12 protein-coding genes are annotated in these 15,619 nt (G+C 62.5%); 9 read left to right on the forward strand and 3 right to left on the reverse strand.

Going from position 1 to position 15,619, the window contains the following annotated elements; genetic code table 11:
- Window positions 1-321: 321 nt before the first annotated feature.
- The 4 genes from V1283_RS07350 (at window position 322) to V1283_RS07365 (ending at window position 7,265) form a co-directional block, all read left to right on the forward strand.
- Window positions 322-2,616: an ABC transporter substrate-binding protein gene (locus V1283_RS07350; protein ID WP_442895709.1), complete on the forward strand. Its 2,295-nt coding sequence runs from the start codon at window positions 322-324 to the stop codon at window positions 2,614-2,616.
- 352 nt (window positions 2,617-2,968) lie between these two features.
- Window positions 2,969-5,335: an ABC transporter substrate-binding protein gene (locus V1283_RS07355; RefSeq protein ID WP_334385764.1), complete on the forward strand. Its 2,367-nt coding sequence runs from the start codon at window positions 2,969-2,971 to the stop codon at window positions 5,333-5,335.
- Between the two features lie 217 nt (window positions 5,336-5,552).
- Window positions 5,553-6,779 carry a CaiB/BaiF CoA transferase family protein gene (locus V1283_RS07360; protein ID WP_334385765.1) on the forward strand — a complete coding sequence of 409 codons (1,227 nt, stop codon included), beginning with the start codon at window positions 5,553-5,555 and terminating at the stop codon, window positions 6,777-6,779.
- Window positions 6,780-6,872: 93 nt separating this feature from the next.
- The gene (locus V1283_RS07365; RefSeq protein WP_334385766.1) at window positions 6,873-7,265 is read left to right on the forward strand and encodes a RidA family protein; all 393 of its coding nucleotides are present in this window, start codon (window positions 6,873-6,875) and stop codon (window positions 7,263-7,265) included.
- Window positions 7,266-7,330: 65 nt separating this feature from the next.
- Here the strand turns inward: V1283_RS07365 and V1283_RS07370 are convergent, their stop codons facing one another.
- Window positions 7,331-7,825, reverse strand: a complete 495-nt coding sequence (locus tag V1283_RS07370) for a vanadium-dependent haloperoxidase (protein WP_334385767.1) — start codon at window positions 7,823-7,825, stop codon at window positions 7,331-7,333.
- Window positions 7,770-8,588: a hypothetical protein gene (locus V1283_RS07375; RefSeq protein WP_334385768.1), complete on the reverse strand. Its 819-nt coding sequence runs from the start codon at window positions 8,586-8,588 to the stop codon at window positions 7,770-7,772. The genes V1283_RS07370 and V1283_RS07375 overlap by 56 nt, the downstream gene beginning before the upstream one ends.
- 137 nt (window positions 8,589-8,725) lie before the next feature.
- Between V1283_RS07375 and V1283_RS07380 the strand changes: the two genes are divergently transcribed.
- On the forward strand, window positions 8,726-10,285 hold the full coding sequence (locus V1283_RS07380) for a winged helix-turn-helix domain-containing protein (RefSeq protein WP_334385769.1): 1,560 nt from the start codon (window positions 8,726-8,728) through the stop codon (window positions 10,283-10,285).
- A 674-nt stretch (window positions 10,286-10,959) separates the two neighbouring features.
- Here V1283_RS07380 and V1283_RS07385 read toward each other — a convergent pair.
- On the reverse strand, window positions 10,960-11,652 hold the full coding sequence (locus V1283_RS07385) for a TetR/AcrR family transcriptional regulator (protein WP_334385770.1): 693 nt from the start codon (window positions 11,650-11,652) through the stop codon (window positions 10,960-10,962).
- A 174-nt stretch (window positions 11,653-11,826) separates the two neighbouring features.
- On the opposite strand from V1283_RS07385, the gene V1283_RS07390 reads away from it, so the two are divergent.
- The 4 genes from V1283_RS07390 (at window position 11,827) to V1283_RS07405 (ending at window position 15,593) form a co-directional block, all read left to right on the forward strand.
- Entirely contained in the window at window positions 11,827-13,050 is a 1,224-nt protein-coding gene (locus V1283_RS07390) for an acyl-CoA dehydrogenase family protein (protein ID WP_334385771.1), read from the forward strand.
- Between the two features lie 154 nt (window positions 13,051-13,204).
- A complete protein-coding gene (locus V1283_RS07395; protein ID WP_334385772.1) occupies window positions 13,205-14,263 on the forward strand; it encodes a phosphotransferase family protein in 1,059 nt (352 codons plus the stop codon).
- Between the two features lie 18 nt (window positions 14,264-14,281).
- Window positions 14,282-15,193, forward strand: a complete 912-nt coding sequence (locus V1283_RS07400; RefSeq protein ID WP_334385773.1) for a DMT family transporter — start codon at window positions 14,282-14,284, stop codon at window positions 15,191-15,193.
- A gap of 43 nt (window positions 15,194-15,236) precedes the next feature.
- A complete protein-coding gene (locus V1283_RS07405) occupies window positions 15,237-15,593 on the forward strand; it encodes an NIPSNAP family protein (protein WP_334385774.1) in 357 nt (118 codons plus the stop codon).
- Window positions 15,594-15,619: the final 26 nt, after the last annotated feature.

A 15,619-nucleotide genomic window follows, 5' to 3' on the forward strand; every position in this document is an offset into this window, starting at 1 on the left:
CAGGGTGATGCACCGCAGGCCCCTGTGGCTGCAACGCCAACACTTTTCAATTTCGGGGTGATGAGCTAACGTCAATTTCCGGGCGTTTCTGAGGGCGAAATGCGTGCCTGGTAACCATGCCTTACGGAACGCCTAGACTCGCCACAAAATCAGTCCGATTCAAACGCATTGTCGGCGAGTAGGGTTGAAACGCTGCACGCACGCATCACCGCATTCAAAAAATTTGCGGAAAATATGGGCTCACAGGGGGGGACTACAATGGGGATCGACGTCACTCGTCCGCGTATGGAGCAATTGTCCCGGTTTCGGACAGCAGGGGCCATGCGCCGGCTTTTCACCGCGCCTCGGCGCAGCGCTGCAACGGCACTGGTGCTTGCCGCGATGGCGGGGCCGGCTTTCGGGCAGGGCCAGGCGGCGGGCCCGGGCGCCAACGAGATCCGGATCGGCAACACCGTGCCCTATACCGGTCCGGCTTCTGCCTATGGCGTGATCGGCAAGGTGATGGCGGCCTATTTCGACAAGGTCAACGCCGAGGGCGGCATCAGGGGCCGCAAGATCAACTTCATTTCCTATGACGACGCCTACAATCCGACCAAGACGATGGAGGCGACCCGCAAGCTCGTCGAGGAAGACAACGTTCTCTTTATACTGGCGAGCCTCGGCACTAACACCAGCCAGGCGGTCCACCCCTATCTGAACTCGAAGAAGATCCCGCAGCTCTTCGTCGCCTCGGGCGCGACGATGTGGGACCAGCCGCGCGAGTTTCCCTGGACCATGGGCTTCCTGCCCAGCTACCAGACCGAAGCTCACATCTATTCGCAGTATATCCTTGAGAACCATCCGCGCAGCAAGATCGCGGTGCTCTATCAGGACGACGGTTTCGGCAAGGACTACCTCAAGGGCCTAAAGGACGGCCTCGGCGGCAAGATTCCGGTCGTGGCCGAGGCGCCGTACAAGGTAACGGACACCAGCATCGACGCCCAGATCGCCAAGCTCAAGGCCTCGGGCGCCGACATCTTCATGCAATTCACCACGCCGAAATTCGCCACCATGGCGATCAAGCGCAATGCCGAAATCGGCTGGAAGCCGGTGCATTTCCTCGCCTCGGTGTCTGAATCGGTGTCGGCCGTCATGGCGCCGGCGGGCATGGAAAACGCCGAAGGCATCATCTCGGCCATGTACCGGGTGGAGGGCGAGGATGCCCAGGCCGCCGGCCCCGCGGCGTTCCGCGAATGGAGCGCCTTCATGGAGCGATACGTTCCGAGCGTCAGCAAGTCGAACGGCCAGGCCGTCTACGGCTATCTGAACTCCAAGCTCATTATCGAAGTCCTGAAGAACTGCGGCGACGACTTCTCGCGCGAAAACATCATGAAGCAGGCCCGCTCGATCAAGGGTCTGCAGCTTCCGATGATGGTGCCGGGCATCCAGATCAACACCAGCCCGTCCGACCACGCGACGATCGAGCAGATGCGGTTGATGCGTTTCAGCAACGGCCACTGGCAGTTCTTTGGGCCGGTGCGAAGCGGCATCGATCCGGGCACCGTCAGCGAGTCCTTCAAGACGCTGTTCAAGTACGGCACCGCCACCAAGCGCGATCTGGCGAACCAGCTCAACGCCAACACCGTGAGCCTGATGACCGGCTCGTTCGGCTCGACCTACGCCCAGGTCGGCGCCGATCTCGCGTCCGTGCTCGACAATGGCACGGCGCTGCGGATCCTGCCGGTGATGGGCCGCGGATCGGTGCAGGCGGTGTCGGACATCCTGCTGCTGCGCGGCGTCGATGCCGGCATCGTGCGCAAGGACACGCTGTCCTATCTCGATCGCAAGGACTTCGCCAAGGACATCCGCAACCAGTTCGTCTACGTCGCCAAGATGTTCAACGAGGAAATGCACGTCCTGGCGCCGAAGACGATCACCAGCATGCGGGACCTCGACGGCAAGACCGTGGTGGTCGATTTGCCCGACAGCTCGACCTTCGTGACGGCGATCAACGTGTTCGACCGCCTCGGGATCAGGCCGCATCTGATCTATCAGGAGCCACGGCTCGCGGTGGACATGCTGCGCAAGGGCGAGGTCGACGCGATCGTGGCGATCGAGGGCAAGCCGCTGCAATGGCTGAACCAGATCCAGGATCGCAACCTGCACCTGGTGCCGGTCGAATACGCCAAGCCGCTGCAGGAGGAATATCTGCCGTCCAAGCTTTCGTCGGCGGACTACCCGAACCTGATAGCGGATGGCGGCTCCGTCGAAACGGTTGCGGCTGAAGCAGTGCTGGCGTCGTATAACTGGGCGCCGAACAGCGACCGCTACCGCCGCCTCGCGCTTTTGGTGGACACCATGTTCGACAAGGTCGCGCAGCTGCAGCGTCCGCCGTTCCATCCGAAGTGGAAGGAAATGGCGCCACGCGCGACGGTATCCGGCTGGACCCGCTTCAAGGCGGCGCAGGAATGGCTCGACCGCAACATGCCGCTGCCCGCAGGCGCAGCCGTGTCGGCGGCGTCCGGCGCTGCGCCGGCGGCTGCTGCACCAGCCACAGCCAATGCTCCGCAGGATCCGCTGTATCGCGAATTCCTGGAATGGCGGGCCGGCCGCGCCAAGGCCAGTACCAACAGGTAATCAGGCGAACCGATAACGCGGTTTGACGCCAGGACGGCCCGCCTCGCGCGGGCCGTCGTGCTTTTGAGATGAAGGGCCGGCGGCCGCGAACCTCGCGAGGCCAGCAGCAGGTTGTGTTTATGCAACTATAACGAGAATGAACATTCGCGGGCGCAACCGAGTCGTGATTTCGTAACGCTAATGCGCCGCATTGTCGCGACAGAACACACAATCGACTAACCGCGCTCTGGTAAACGACTGGCCATGACATAAAATCAATCCGATTGAGACACATTGTCAGCGAGTGGGGCTGAAACGCTATCGTCTCGCTGCTCGAAAAATCGCAGGTATATGCTCTAGGGGGCGCAGTCAGATGCGGGCTTTGATCGATACTCGTTGGGCGCAATTGTCCGGGTCTGTGGCCCGTGACGGTCTGCGGCTTTTTACCGCGCCTCGGCGCAGCGCTGCAACGGCACTGGTGCTTGCCGCGATGGCGGGGCCGGCTTTCGGGCAGGGCTTGGCGGCGGGCCCGGGCGCCAACGAGATCCGGATCGGCAACACTGCGCCCTATACCGGTCCGGCCTCCGCTTATGGCGTGATCGCCAAGGGCATCGCGGCGTATCTGGACAAGGTCAACGCCGAAGGCGGTATCAACGGCCGCAAGGTCAATATGATCACCTATGACGACGCCTACGAACCCACCAAGACCATGGCGATGACCCGCAAGCTGGTCGAGGAAGACAACGTTCTCCTCACCTTGGGAACCATCGGCACCAACACCAACGCCGCGATCCAGCCCTATTTGAACTCAAAAAAGGTCCCGCAACTTTTTGCCCTGTCGGGTGCGGCGGCCTGGGACCAGCCGCAAGAGTTTCCCTGGACCATTGGCTTCTTGCCGACTTACACGGCTGAAGCGCAAATTTTTGCGCAGTATCTGCTGGAGAACCATCCCCGCAGCAGGATCGCGGTCCTCTATCAGGAGGACGGGATGGGCAAGGAATATTTGAAGGGCCTGAAGGACGGCCTGGGTGGCAAGATTGCGATCGTGGCCGAGGCGCCATACAAGGTGAACGACACCACCATCGACCCCCAGATGGCCAAGCTCAAGGCCTCCGGCGCCGACGTCCTCATTGAGTTCACCACGCCGAAATTCGCTGTCATGGCGATCAAGCGAAGCGCCGAACTCGGTTGGCGGCCGCTACAGTTCGCCGCCTCGATCTCCAATTCGTACTCGGCCGTGATTCAGCCGGCAGGTCCGCAAAATGCGGAAGGCCTGTTGTCGGCTGCATACAGGCTGGAGGGCGAAGACGCGGCGGCGGCCGGCGAGGCGGTGTTCCGCGAATGGAGCGCCTTCATGCAGCGCTATCTCCCGAGCGTGAGCAAGACCAACGGCCAGGCCGTCCTCGGCTATCTGGTCGGCAAGCTGACGGTCGAGGTCCTGAAGAACTGCGGCGACGACCTGTCGCGCGAAAACATCATGAGGCAGGCCCGCCTGCTCAAAGGCATCCAGCTTCCGATGATGGTGCAGGGTATCCAGATCAACACCAGCCCGTCCGATCATGCGCCGATCGAGCAGATGCGGATGATGCGCTTCACCAACGGCCAATGGCAGCACTTCGGCCCGGTGCGAAGCGGCGTCGATGCGGGCGCCGTCAGCGAGTCCTTCAAGACCATCTTCAAGTACGGCACCGCCACCAAGCGCGATCTGGCGAACCAGCTCAACGCCAACACCGTGAGCCTGATGACCGGCTCGTTCGGCTCGACCTACGCCCAGGTCGGCGCCGATCTCGCCTCCGTGCTCGACAATGGCACGGCGCTGCGGATCCTGCCGGTGATGGGCCGCGGATCGGTGCAGGCGGTGTCGGATATCCTGCTGCTAAGGGGTGTCGATGCCGGCATCGTGCGCAAGGACACGCTGTCCTATCTCGATCGCAAGGACTTCGCCAAGGACATCCGCAACCAGTTCGTCTACGTCGCCAAGATGTTCAACGAGGAAATGCATGTGCTGGCGCCGAAGACGATCACCAGCATGCGGGACCTCGACGGCAAGACCGTGGTGGTCGATTTGCCCGACAGCTCGACCTTCGTGACGGCGATCAACGTGTTCGACCGGCTCGGGATCAGGCCGCATCTGATCTATCAGGAGCCGCGGCTTGCCGTGGACATGCTGCGCAAGGGCGAGGTCGACGCGATCGTGGCGATCGAGGGCAAGCCGCTGCAATGGCTGAACCAGATCCAGGACCGCAACCTGCACCTGGTGCCGGTCGAATACGCCAAGCCGCTGCAGGAGGAATATCTGCCGTCCAAGCTTTCGTCGGCGGACTACCCGAACCTGGTGGCGGATGGCGGCTCGGTGGAGACGATCGCGGCCGAGGCGGTGCTGGCGTCGTATAACTGGGCGCCGAACAGCGACCGTTATCGCCGCCTGTCGCTTTTGGTGGACACCATGTTCGACAAGGTCGCGCAGCTGCAGCGTCCGCCGTTCCATCCGAAGTGGAAGGAGATGGCGCCACGCGCGACGGTATCCGGCTGGACCCGCTTCAAGGCCGCGCAGGAATGGCTCGACCGCAACATGCCGCTGCCCGCAGGCTCTGCTGTGTCGGCGGCATCCGGCGCCGCGCCGCCGCCGGCTCCGGTTGCTGCACCGGCCGCCGCACTTGCCCCGCAGGACCGCGATCCCCTGTATCGCGAATTCCTGGAATGGCGGGCCGGCCGCGCCAAGGCCGGCGCCAGCAGGTAACCGGGCCGGCCGATAACGGTTTGACGACAGGACGGCCCGCCTCGCGCGGGCCGTCGTGCTTTTGGGGTTCGGCCACCTGTGCGCAAAGCGGCCCCGAACGGATGGCGTCATGCCGGTAATGCAGGGCTCAGTCGCATAAAATAGTGTATCGGCTTGGCTTCGCAGCGCGACGGGCCACGTTCCCGCGCCACCACGCCAAAAAATTCGGAGGAAGTTCATGTCGGCTCTGCCACTTTCGGGCATCAAAATTCTCGACCTGACGCGGGTGCTTGCAGGCCCCTTGTCGGCGCAGATGCTGGCCGATCTCGGCGCCGAGGTGATCAAGATCGAACGCCCCGCTGGCGGCGACGACGCCCGCGCCTTCGGCCCGCCTTACCTCAGGGATCCCGAGGGCAAGGCGAACAACAACAACTCGTTCTACCTCTGCGCCAACCGCAACAAGAAATCGGTCACCGTCAATATCGCCAGCCCGGAAGGGCAGGAGATCATCCGCGAGCTCGCAAAAACCTGCGACGTGATGATGGAGAACTACAAGGTCGGCGATCTCAAACGCTACAAGCTCGATTATGAAACGATCAAGGCGATCAACCCCGGCATCATCTATTGCTCGGTGACCGGCTTCGGCCAGACCGGGCCTTATGCGCCGCGCGCCGGCTACGACGCGATCCTGCAGGCGATGGGCGGGTTGATGAGCGTCACCGGTCATATCGACGGCGAGCCCGGCGCGGGCCCGATGAAGGTCGGTCCTTCCATTGTCGACTACATGACCGGCATGAACACGTCGATCGGCATTCTCTCGGCGCTCTTTCATCGCAAGGTCAATGGCGGCGAGGGGCAGCATGTCGACGTCTGCCTGTTCGACACCGTGATCGCCTCGCTGTCGCATTGGCTGCAGATCTACCTCGTCAACGGCCAGACCCCGCCGCGGCGCGGCACCTGGGGCAATGGCGGCATGCCGGCCGGCGTGTTCCGCTGCACCGACGGCGAGCTGATGCTGGTGGTCGGCAATGACGGCCAGTTCCAGCGCACCTGCGCGGTGCTGGGTAGCCCCGAACTCGCCACCGATCCCCGCTTCCTGAAGAACAACGACCGCGTCGTGCACGGCAAGGAGATCATGGCGATCTTCGCCGGGTTGTTCCTGAAGAAGCCCGTCGCCTATTGGCTGGACGAACTGGAGAAGGCCGGCGTGCCCTCCGGGCCGATCAACAATTTCGAGCAGGTGTTCGCCGATCCGCACGTTCAGTCGCGCGGCATGCGGGTCAAGGTCGATCACCCATTCGAGCCGGATCTGTCGCTGATCCGCAACGCCATCACCTTCTCCGGCACCCCGATCAAGAACTATCGCGCCCCGCCGCTGCTCGGCGCGGACACCAAGGCTGTGCTAGCGACGATCGGGTATGACGAGGCCAAGGTGGAAGCGCTGAAGGAAAAGAAGATCGTCTGATCGCGACATCGACATTTCGATCTTAATCGAAGCATGCTGGCGTCGAATGGCGCTAGTCTGCACCCTCGATCAGTCCGTTCGAGAGGTGCAACGATGAAACGGGAAGTTATTCCAGTCGAGCCGATGTCGTCCTGGCTTGCGAAGCGGAACGCGCCGGTCTCGCCGGTGACGCGCGGCGGCGGCATGGTGTTCGTTTCGGGCCTGCCGCCGTTCGATCCCGATACCGGTGAGCTCTTCACCGGTCCGATCGAACGTCAGACCGAACTCGTCCTTGAGCAATTGAAACGGTGCCTGGAGACGGCGGGCACATCGTTGCAAAACGTGATGAAGTGCAACGTCTATTGCACTTCGGCCAGGCATTTCGCCGTCGTCAACGCGATCTACGCGCGCTATTTTCCGGCAGATCCGCCGGCGCGCATCTTCGTTTGCACGCCCGAATGGTTCGCGCCGTTCGACATCGAGATTGATTGCGTGGCATTGGCGTAGGCCTGCCATGATCGGGATTGAAGAGGCCGCCCGGCCAGCGGCCTCGATCCCTGTGATTTCTTCGGTCAGCGTTTCTGCTGTGCATCGGCCACGGCGCCCAGCATCAGCGTCGTAGCCGCGAGGTCGCCGATCTTCTTGCCCATGTCTTTCCCGGCCTCGGTGGAGAAGCGATAGTGGAAGCCGGCATAGATGCGCGCGTTGGAAACCTCGTCGCTATAATCCTGCAGCCGCGTCCACTTGCGTGTGACGCCGGCAGCCGTCGGGCTCGCCAGCGTAATCTCGCCGACCTCGTTGCCCACGATATGCTGCAGCACGGTCGAAACCGCGCTGGCGGTGATACAATGCGCGCACGGATACTCCGGGTGCATCGGCGTCACGCCCAAAGGCTGCCATGATGCCTCGCGCGGGGTCGCCGGGTTGGACGTGAGGTCGGCGTTGCGGATGGCTGTTACGGGACGCCACAGATTGTAGGTATATTTCGCCTCGAACACGGCGATGAAGGCGTCAGCGCCGGCGATCGCCGTCAGCGCGTAGAGGCGGGCGCAATCGACGAGGTCCATCTTCCTGTTGCGAGGCGAGCTGGCGGACAATCGTATTGTAGGTCCGCGGTCCGGTGAAGAACCAGAAGCGGGCGATCGTCGTCTGCTCGGCCGAGCGTTTGGTGCTCACATTACTGCCGATCTCGCGAATTTCGTTCAAATCCCTGGTCCAGGTTTCCGACGTCAGCGCGGGAGGCGGGGCGGCGCGAAATTGCGACGCGCTTGTCATCGCGAACGGCTTGATCTTCGAACTCGTGGACTCGATCGGTATCGTGGTCGGTACATAGACGCCGGCCGTGGTGGCGGGACGATGGTCTTCAGGCATGTTGCTGCCGTCATTGGTGCGCAAGGCGATGATCCCGGCAGCAGCCTGTTTGCCGAGCTCGATGCCCTTCGACTTCGCCTCGTTCTCGGCAATCCCGGCAAGCGACCCGGCCAACGCCGCATCGAGATCGGTCTTCTTGTCGGGATGCAGCGCCAACAGTACGTCATATGCCGCGGCAGCCGCAGCGGCTTCCCTTGATGTGGCCCGGTCCGCGGTGAGGTTGAGCTTGTAGGGTGCATACCGCCTGTCGATGGCGTTGACCGCCTCGAACATTGCGATGTGGAGCATCGCCTGCCCGCGGGCATTCGGGGCATTCAGAAGCTGCTTTTCTATGGCGAGGGCGTCGGCCTTCGCGTTCCAGTCCATGATGACGTCGGCGTGGGCGGCAGTCGCGAACAGCGCGACGGCGAGGGCGCTGCAGATCCGAACGGCCAGCGAAAATCCTGATGTTGGCTTCATTGGAACCTCTCCTGCATGTCGCCCTCGGGAGAGGGCTCGCCGGAAAGTCCCATATTCATACGCGTGGCAGTCGTGAAGAAGCGGTGAAATTGTGATGAAATGCTCTGGATTGACCCCTGGTACAGGCCCGCGCAGACATGCCGGAACTCAAGAGCTACCGTTTTGGCCCGTTCCTGGTCGACCGCCGATCGGCCTGCCTGCGCCGCGATGGCGTCATCGTGCCGCTGCGGCCAAAGTCCTTCGATATGCTGGTATATCTCGCGCAGCATCCCGGCCGGCTCGTTCCGAAGGCAGAACTGATCGACGGCGTCTGGCAGAACCTCAACGTCACGCCGAATTCGCTCGCGCAGTGCATCAAGGAGATCCGGCAGGCCCTGCAGGACGACGCACAGGCGATCGTCGAAACCGTCTCCAAGCGCGGCTATCTGTTCGCCTTGCCGGTAGTTGCGATCGACGCTGACGATGCGCCCTCGAGCGCGGAAGCCGGTGAGAGCCGCACGCTGCCGTTGCCCGATCGTCCCTCCATTGCGGTGCTGCCGTTTGACAACATGAGTGGCGATCCCGATCAAGAACACTTCGCCGACGGCATGTCCGAGGACTTGATCACCGGACTGTCCCGCATCCGGTGGCTGTTCGTGATCGCCCGCAACTCGACCTTTGTCTACAAGGGCCGCGCCATCGATATCAGGGAGGTCGCAAGCAAGCTTGGCGTTCGCTATGTGCTCGAAGGCAGCGTGCGCCGTGCCGGCCAGCGCTTGCGCATCAGTGCCCAGCTGATTGACGCGGTGACCGGCGGCCATCACTGGGCCGGGCAATATGACCGCGAACTGGGTGACATCTTTGCGATACAGGATGAAATCACGAGCAGCGTCGTCGCTGCGATCGAGCCGCGCTTGCTGGCGGCGGAGGGCGTTCGCGCGTTTTCGCGTTCGCCGGGCGATCTCGGTGCCTGGGAGCTGGTGGCGCGGGCGCAAACCCATGTCTGGCGGCTCACGCGATCGGATAATGAAGCAGCCATTGCGGCGCTCCATCGCGCCGTCGATGCCTATCCGGACTACGCCCCGGCCCGGAGCCTGCTCGGGTTTTGCCTGGTGTTTGCCGCGCATAATGGCTGGATTGATCGCGACCAGGGCTTGCTCGCCGGCCGTCCGCACATCGTGCGGGCGGTCGCGCTGGACGATTGCGATCCGTGGGGACAGATCGCGTTCGGCTATTGGTCGATGATGGAATGGCGTACCGAGGAATCGATTGCGGCGTTCCGGCGCGCCGTCAGCCTCAATCCGAGTTCAGCGGCCGCGCATTGCTATCTGAGCCATGGGCTGGCGTTCTCCGGGCAATGCGACGAAGCCATCGCGCATGGCAACGAGGCGATCCGGCTCAGCCCGCTGGATCCCGACACCGCGATGTTCCTCGGCGGCATTACGGTCGCGCACTATCTCGCCGGCCGATACGCAGACGCCTTCCGAACCTCGGAAGAATTACTGCGGCTGCGCCCTGGCTTTCACGGCGCCCAGCGCCTGCGCTGCGCGAGCCTGGCCCAGATGGGAAGAGTGGAGGAGGCCAAACAATCTCTCGCTGCCGTACGGCTTGAACAACCCCAACTCTCGGTCGACTGGATCAAATCGAGCGTCCCCTATCAGACGCCCGAACTGATGGCGCATTTCCTGACGGGAATGCGCAAGGCCGGGCTGACATAGCGTTGTGTGAGGAGGGGGCATGGCGTTCATGTTCGGATATTGAAAGGCTTGTGTTTTTTCCTCCGTGCCCGACGGGCAAATCACCCAAAACCTGTCCAGCCTCTTTTGCAAAAATATTCTGCTTTCGTTCTCACCCAAATCAACTGCATAACTCCGCTTGTCTCACGGCGGATGAGGGGCGTTGGCCATCGTCACGAACGCGCGGTGAGATGCGATGGACGCGAATGGCGCGCTAGACGTACGCGCCTTAAGCGTACGGCGAAGTCGTGTGGTTCGGGCGCCGCGGTGCTGGCGTTAAGTTGGCGGGATCTGTCTCGCTGGCGACGGAGGCAAAAGAGCCGTTCTCCGGGGAGAGCACGAAGTAAGCCGTAAAGCCATTGCGCAGGGAAGGCCGGAATGCTCCGCTGCCCTGTATGCTCGTGTGCAGTTTTGTTTGCGCAAATCGCACGCGAGACCGCGGGTGCAGCAAGCACCCGGTCTTCCCTGCGCCCTCTGATTTCGAGGAGGGCCAAGGTGAATAGCAAACCTCGGGCGAAAGGCGTCGCGAGAATGCGGAACTATATCCATCGTCATTGCGAGCGAAGCGAAGCAATCTATTGTCACCTCACGCACGGAAGGATGGATTGCTTCGCTTCGCTCATCCGGGCTACAAGATCCACTACAAGAAACTCAACTCAGAGATCCTGCCGCGTCAGCCTGCCATGTGGCATCGCCGGCCGGGCAGGCGCCTTCTTCGCCGGCGTCTCGCCGCCGGTCAGCGCCATCACCGAGACCGAAACCACGCGGTCGATGATCGCCTGGACGTCGTTGAGGTCGCATTGTCCTTCCGACAATTTCGCCAACCGCTCTTTTTCCCGGATGGTGTGATGCGACATCGCCAGCGCAAAATGCAGGCCCCAATAGAGATCGGCGTCGTCACGGCCGGGCATCGCGCGCCGCATCGCGGCGATGAATTTCCGCAAATGATCGACCTCGCGGTTCTTGATGCGGCGGATCGGTGGCACCGACTCGATCGAGGCACGGATCATGAAGCGTGCAGCCGTCGAGCCTTCGCGGTCGGGGCCGAGGCAGCCGCGGAGCGTTGGGCCCACCAGCGCATGCAGGATGGCCTCGATCGAGGCGCGGCCGCCGCCCTTTTCCTCGGCAAGTTTCAACTCGTTGAGACGCTCGCGGTTGGTGGCGAGGCTGCGGGTGACGAACAGCTCCGCGATCAATTCGTCCTTGGAGCCAAAATGATAATTTACCGCGGCGAGGTTGACGTTCGCCTCGGCGACGATGTCGCGCAGCGTCACGTCGCCAAAACCGCGATCGGCGTAAAGCCGTTCGGCGGCGGCAAGGATGGCGGACCGGGTCCGATCGCTCGACATATCAGCCTCCCGTTGGAGGAGTTGCAATTCAAACAGTTGTATGAAACTATCGTTTGAAGGGCGGGAAATGTCAATCCGTCGTCTCATTGCGAAGCGCAAAATACCTTGCGGCGAACGAGAGGCGGGCGGACAGTGCGGCCAACGATTTCAGAAGCCAGAGGTGAGGAGCGTCCCATGAATTTCGACATGTCCGAAAGGCAAAAGGAATGGCTGAACCGCGTACAGGCGTTCATGAAGACGCATGTTCGTCCGGCGGTGCCGATCTACGAGAAGCAGGATGCGGAGGGCCCGCGCTGGAAGGTGATCCCGATCCTCGAGGAGCTGAAGAAGAAGGCGAAGGCCGAAGGCCTCTGGAACATGTTCATGCCGCCGAACGCGCATGAAGACGACGAATTCCGCGGCGCGGGATTGACCAACCTCGAATATGCGCTGCTGTCGGAAGAGATGGGCCACATCTCCTGGGCCTCGGAGGTGTTCAACTGTTCCGCCCCCGATACCGGCAACATGGAAGTGTTCATCCGCTACGGCACCAAGGAGCAGAAGCGGAAGTGGCTGAAGCCGCTGATGGAGGGCGAGATCCGCTCCGCCTTCCTGATGACCGAGCCGGCCGTGGCGTCATCGGACGCCACCAACATCGAGACGCGCATCGAAAAGGACGGCGACCACTATGTCATCAACGGCCGCAAATGGTGGTCGTCGGGCGTCGGCGACCCCCGCTGCAAGATCGCGATCCTGATGGGCAAGACCGATTTCAAGGCGGCGAAGCATCAGCAGCAGTCGCAGATCCTGGTTCCGCTCGACACTCCCGGCATCAAGGTGGAGAAGATGCTGCCGGTGTTCGGCTTTGACGACGCGCCGCACGGTCACGCCCAGGTGCTGCTGGAAAACGTTCGCGTGCCGAAGGAAAACATCCTGCTCGGCGAAGGCCGAGGTTTCGAGATCGCACAGGGCCGTCTCGGCCCGGGCCGTATCCATCACTGCATGCGCACCATCGGCAAGGCCGAGGAGGCGCTGGAGAAGATGGTGAAGCGGCTGGCCTCGCGCACCGCGTTCGGCAAGAAGATCATCGAGCACTCGGTGTGGGAACAGCGCATCGGCGAAGCGCGTGCCGATATCGAGATGAATCGCTTGCTGTGCCTCAAGGCCGCCGACATGATGGACAAGGTCGGCAACAAGACCGCGCAGGCCGAGATCGCGATGATCAAGGTCACGGCTCCCAATATGGCGCTGAAGATCATCGACAACGCCATCCAGGCTTACGGCGGCGGCGGCGTCTCCGACGATGCCGGCCTGGCAAAGGATTACGCCCATATCCGGACGCTTCGCCTCGCGGACGGTCCGGACGAGGTGCACAATCGCGCCATTGCCAGACTTGAACTTCGGAAGTATGCAAACTGACGGCACACTAACCGACGGGAGCCGTCACCTGCGCTCCTACCCGTCATTCCGGGGCGATGCGACAGCATCGAACCCGGAATCTCGAGATTCCGGGTCTGGTCCTTCGGACCATCCCGGAATGACGGAATAATAAAAAATGTAAGGGAGCGTCATCGTGGCGGACGGCGTCAGGAAAGACGAAGAGTTCTCGGGCACCAAGGAAGTCGAGGAGCGTCATCGTATCAACGAGGCGAGCCTCGATGGCTGGATGCGCGAGCATGTCGAGGGCTATCAGGGGCCGCTGACCGTCCTGCAGTTCAAGGGCGGCCAGTCCAACCCGACCTACAAGCTCGAAACGCCGGCGCGCTCCTACGTGATGCGTCGAAAACCGTTCGGTAAATTGCTGCCCTCGGCGCATGCGGTCGATCGCGAGTTCCGCGTCATCGCAGCGCTCGGCAAGCAGGGCTTTCCGGTCGCCAAGGCCTACGCGCTGTGCACCGACGACGCCGTGATCGGCGCGGCCTTCTACATCATGTCGATGGAAGAGGGCCGGGTGTTCTGGGATCCGAGCCTGCCGAGCCAGACGCCGGACGCCCGCCGCAAGATTTTTACCAGCAAGATCGAGACGCTGGCAAAACTCCATGTCTTCGATCCCGAGAAAATCGGGCTCGGCGATTTCGGCAAGCCGGGCAATTATTTCGCGCGTCAGGTCGATCGCTGGACCAAGCAATACCGCGCCTCCGAGACGCAGCACATTCCGGAATTCGAGAAGCTTGCCGAGTGGCTGCCGAAAACCGTGCCGGCGCAGGCGCGCGCCTCGGTCGTCCACGGCGACTACCGTCTCGACAACATGATTTTCCATGCGACGGAACCGCGCGTGCAGGCCGTGCTGGACTGGGAACTGTCGACGCTCGGCGATCCCATGGCCGACTTCACCTATCTGTTGATGCAGTGGACCATGCCGGGTCTCGCCAATGCCGATCTCAAGGCACTCAACATTCCGAGCCTGGAAGAGGCCGCGCAGATCTACTGCAACGTCACCGGCAGCGCCGTGCCTGACCTGAACTGGTATTTTGCCTACAACCTGTTCCGTCTGGCCGGCATCACGCAGGGCATCGCCGGCCGCGTTCGCGACGGCACCGCGGCCAATGCCAGGGCGCTGGAGTCGGCGGCGCGCACCGTGCCACTGTCGAAGGATGCCTGGGCATATGCACAGAAAGCCGGCGCGACCTAAGCCGCGTCGTTGGCTTACTTGGCACTCTCTCCGAATATTCGCGGCAGCCTGCTCATGGCGGTATCCATGGCGGCGTTCACCACGAACGACTCCATCACCAAGGTAGTGTCGTCCGAGATGAACTTCGGCCAGGTGATGCTGGTGCGCGGGCTGTTCGCGATTCTGCTGGTCGCGGTGTTCGCCTGGCATCAGGGCGCGCTGCGTCCGTTGCACACCCTGATGGTCAAGCCGGTGGCGCTGCGGGTGTTCGGCGAAATCGGCGGCACGATCTCGTTCATGGCGGCGCTCGCGCATTTGCCGCTCGCCAACACCTCGGCGATCTTCCAGGCGCTGCCACTGGCGATCACGCTCGGCGCCGCCGTGATATTCGGTGAGCCGGTCGGATGGCGGCGCTGGTCGGCGATCGTGGCCGGCTTCATCGGCGTGCTGATCATCGTGCGGCCGGGGCTTGCGGGCTTCAGCCAGTATTCGCTGTTCGCGCTGGTGTCGGTCGGCTTCTGCGCGCTGCGCGATCTCGCGACGAGGAAGATCCCCGCGCAGATTCCGTCGCTGTTCATCACGCTGTTGACGACCGTGACCGTAACCGCTGCCGGTGGCGCCATCCTGGTTCCGCTCGGCGGCTGGACGCCGCCATCGACAGGCGCGCTCGGCCTGCAGGCGCTGGCCGCCGTGCTGCTGCTGATCGGCTACCAATGTATCATCACAGCGTTGCGCACCGGCGACATCTCCGCGGTGGCGCCGTTCCGCTATTTGGCGCTGCTGTGGGCGATGCTGCTCGGTTATCTCGTGTTCGGCGACGTGCCCGACGCGATGATGGTGCTCGGCGCATCCATCATCGTGCTGTCCGGTCTCTACGCCTTCTACCGCGAACGCATCCGCCACCGCGCGCTGGCGGCGGAATCATCCGGCTTTCCGCCGGACGGCTTGTGATTGCGTCGCGGGTGTCCATATCCGAGGCTGATTGGAGATGGTCATGATCCAGCAACTGCGCATCTACGAAATATTCGAAAAGAACAAGGCCGCGTTCCACGCCCGCTTTCGCGATCACGCCGCGCGCATCATGCAAACCGGATATGGTTTCCGGATCGTCGCGATGTGGGAAACCAAATTCGGCGACAGGACCGAGTTTGCCTATCTCTTGGAATGGCCCGACGAGGCGGCCAAGACGGCCGCATGGTCGGCCTTCATGGCCGATACCGAATGGTCCGAGATCAAGCGCGTGACGCATGCGGAACACGGCCTGATGGTGGGCCAGATCGAGGACCGTTTGCTGGCGGCAACGGACTATTCGCCGGCAAAAGGCAGGAGCCTTCTTGCGATCTCCGCATAGATCATTCTCGTGTCCCGGCTCTGCGG

It is taken from the genome of Bradyrhizobium sp. AZCC 2262, from assembly GCF_036924535.1.
In the GTDB taxonomy this organism is placed as follows: Bacteria; Pseudomonadota; Alphaproteobacteria; order Rhizobiales; family Xanthobacteraceae; genus Bradyrhizobium.

Bases quoted from the DNA above. Each gene is read 5' to 3' on its own strand.
- V1283_RS07350 (WP_442895709.1), top strand. From the start codon at position 322: ATGCGCCGGCTTTTCACCGCGCCTCGGCGCAGCGCTGCAACGGCACTG.
- V1283_RS07390 (WP_334385771.1), top strand. From the start codon at position 11,827: ATGAATTTCGACATGTCCGAAAGGCAAAAGGAATGGCTGAACCGCGTA.
- V1283_RS07355 (WP_334385764.1), top strand. From the start codon at position 2,969: ATGCGGGCTTTGATCGATACTCGTTGGGCGCAATTGTCCGGGTCTGTG.
- V1283_RS07385 (WP_334385770.1), bottom strand. From the start codon at position 11,652: ATGTCGAGCGATCGGACCCGGTCCGCCATCCTTGCCGCCGCCGAACGG.
- V1283_RS07405 (WP_334385774.1), top strand. From the start codon at position 15,237: ATGATCCAGCAACTGCGCATCTACGAAATATTCGAAAAGAACAAGGCC.
- V1283_RS07375 (WP_334385768.1), bottom strand. From the start codon at position 8,588: ATGAAGCCAACATCAGGATTTTCGCTGGCCGTTCGGATCTGCAGCGCC.
- V1283_RS07370 (WP_334385767.1), bottom strand. From the start codon at position 7,825: ATGGACCTCGTCGATTGCGCCCGCCTCTACGCGCTGACGGCGATCGCC.
- V1283_RS07360 (WP_334385765.1), top strand. From the start codon at position 5,553: ATGTCGGCTCTGCCACTTTCGGGCATCAAAATTCTCGACCTGACGCGG.
- V1283_RS07365 (WP_334385766.1), top strand. From the start codon at position 6,873: ATGAAACGGGAAGTTATTCCAGTCGAGCCGATGTCGTCCTGGCTTGCG.
- V1283_RS07380 (WP_334385769.1), top strand. From the start codon at position 8,726: ATGCCGGAACTCAAGAGCTACCGTTTTGGCCCGTTCCTGGTCGACCGC.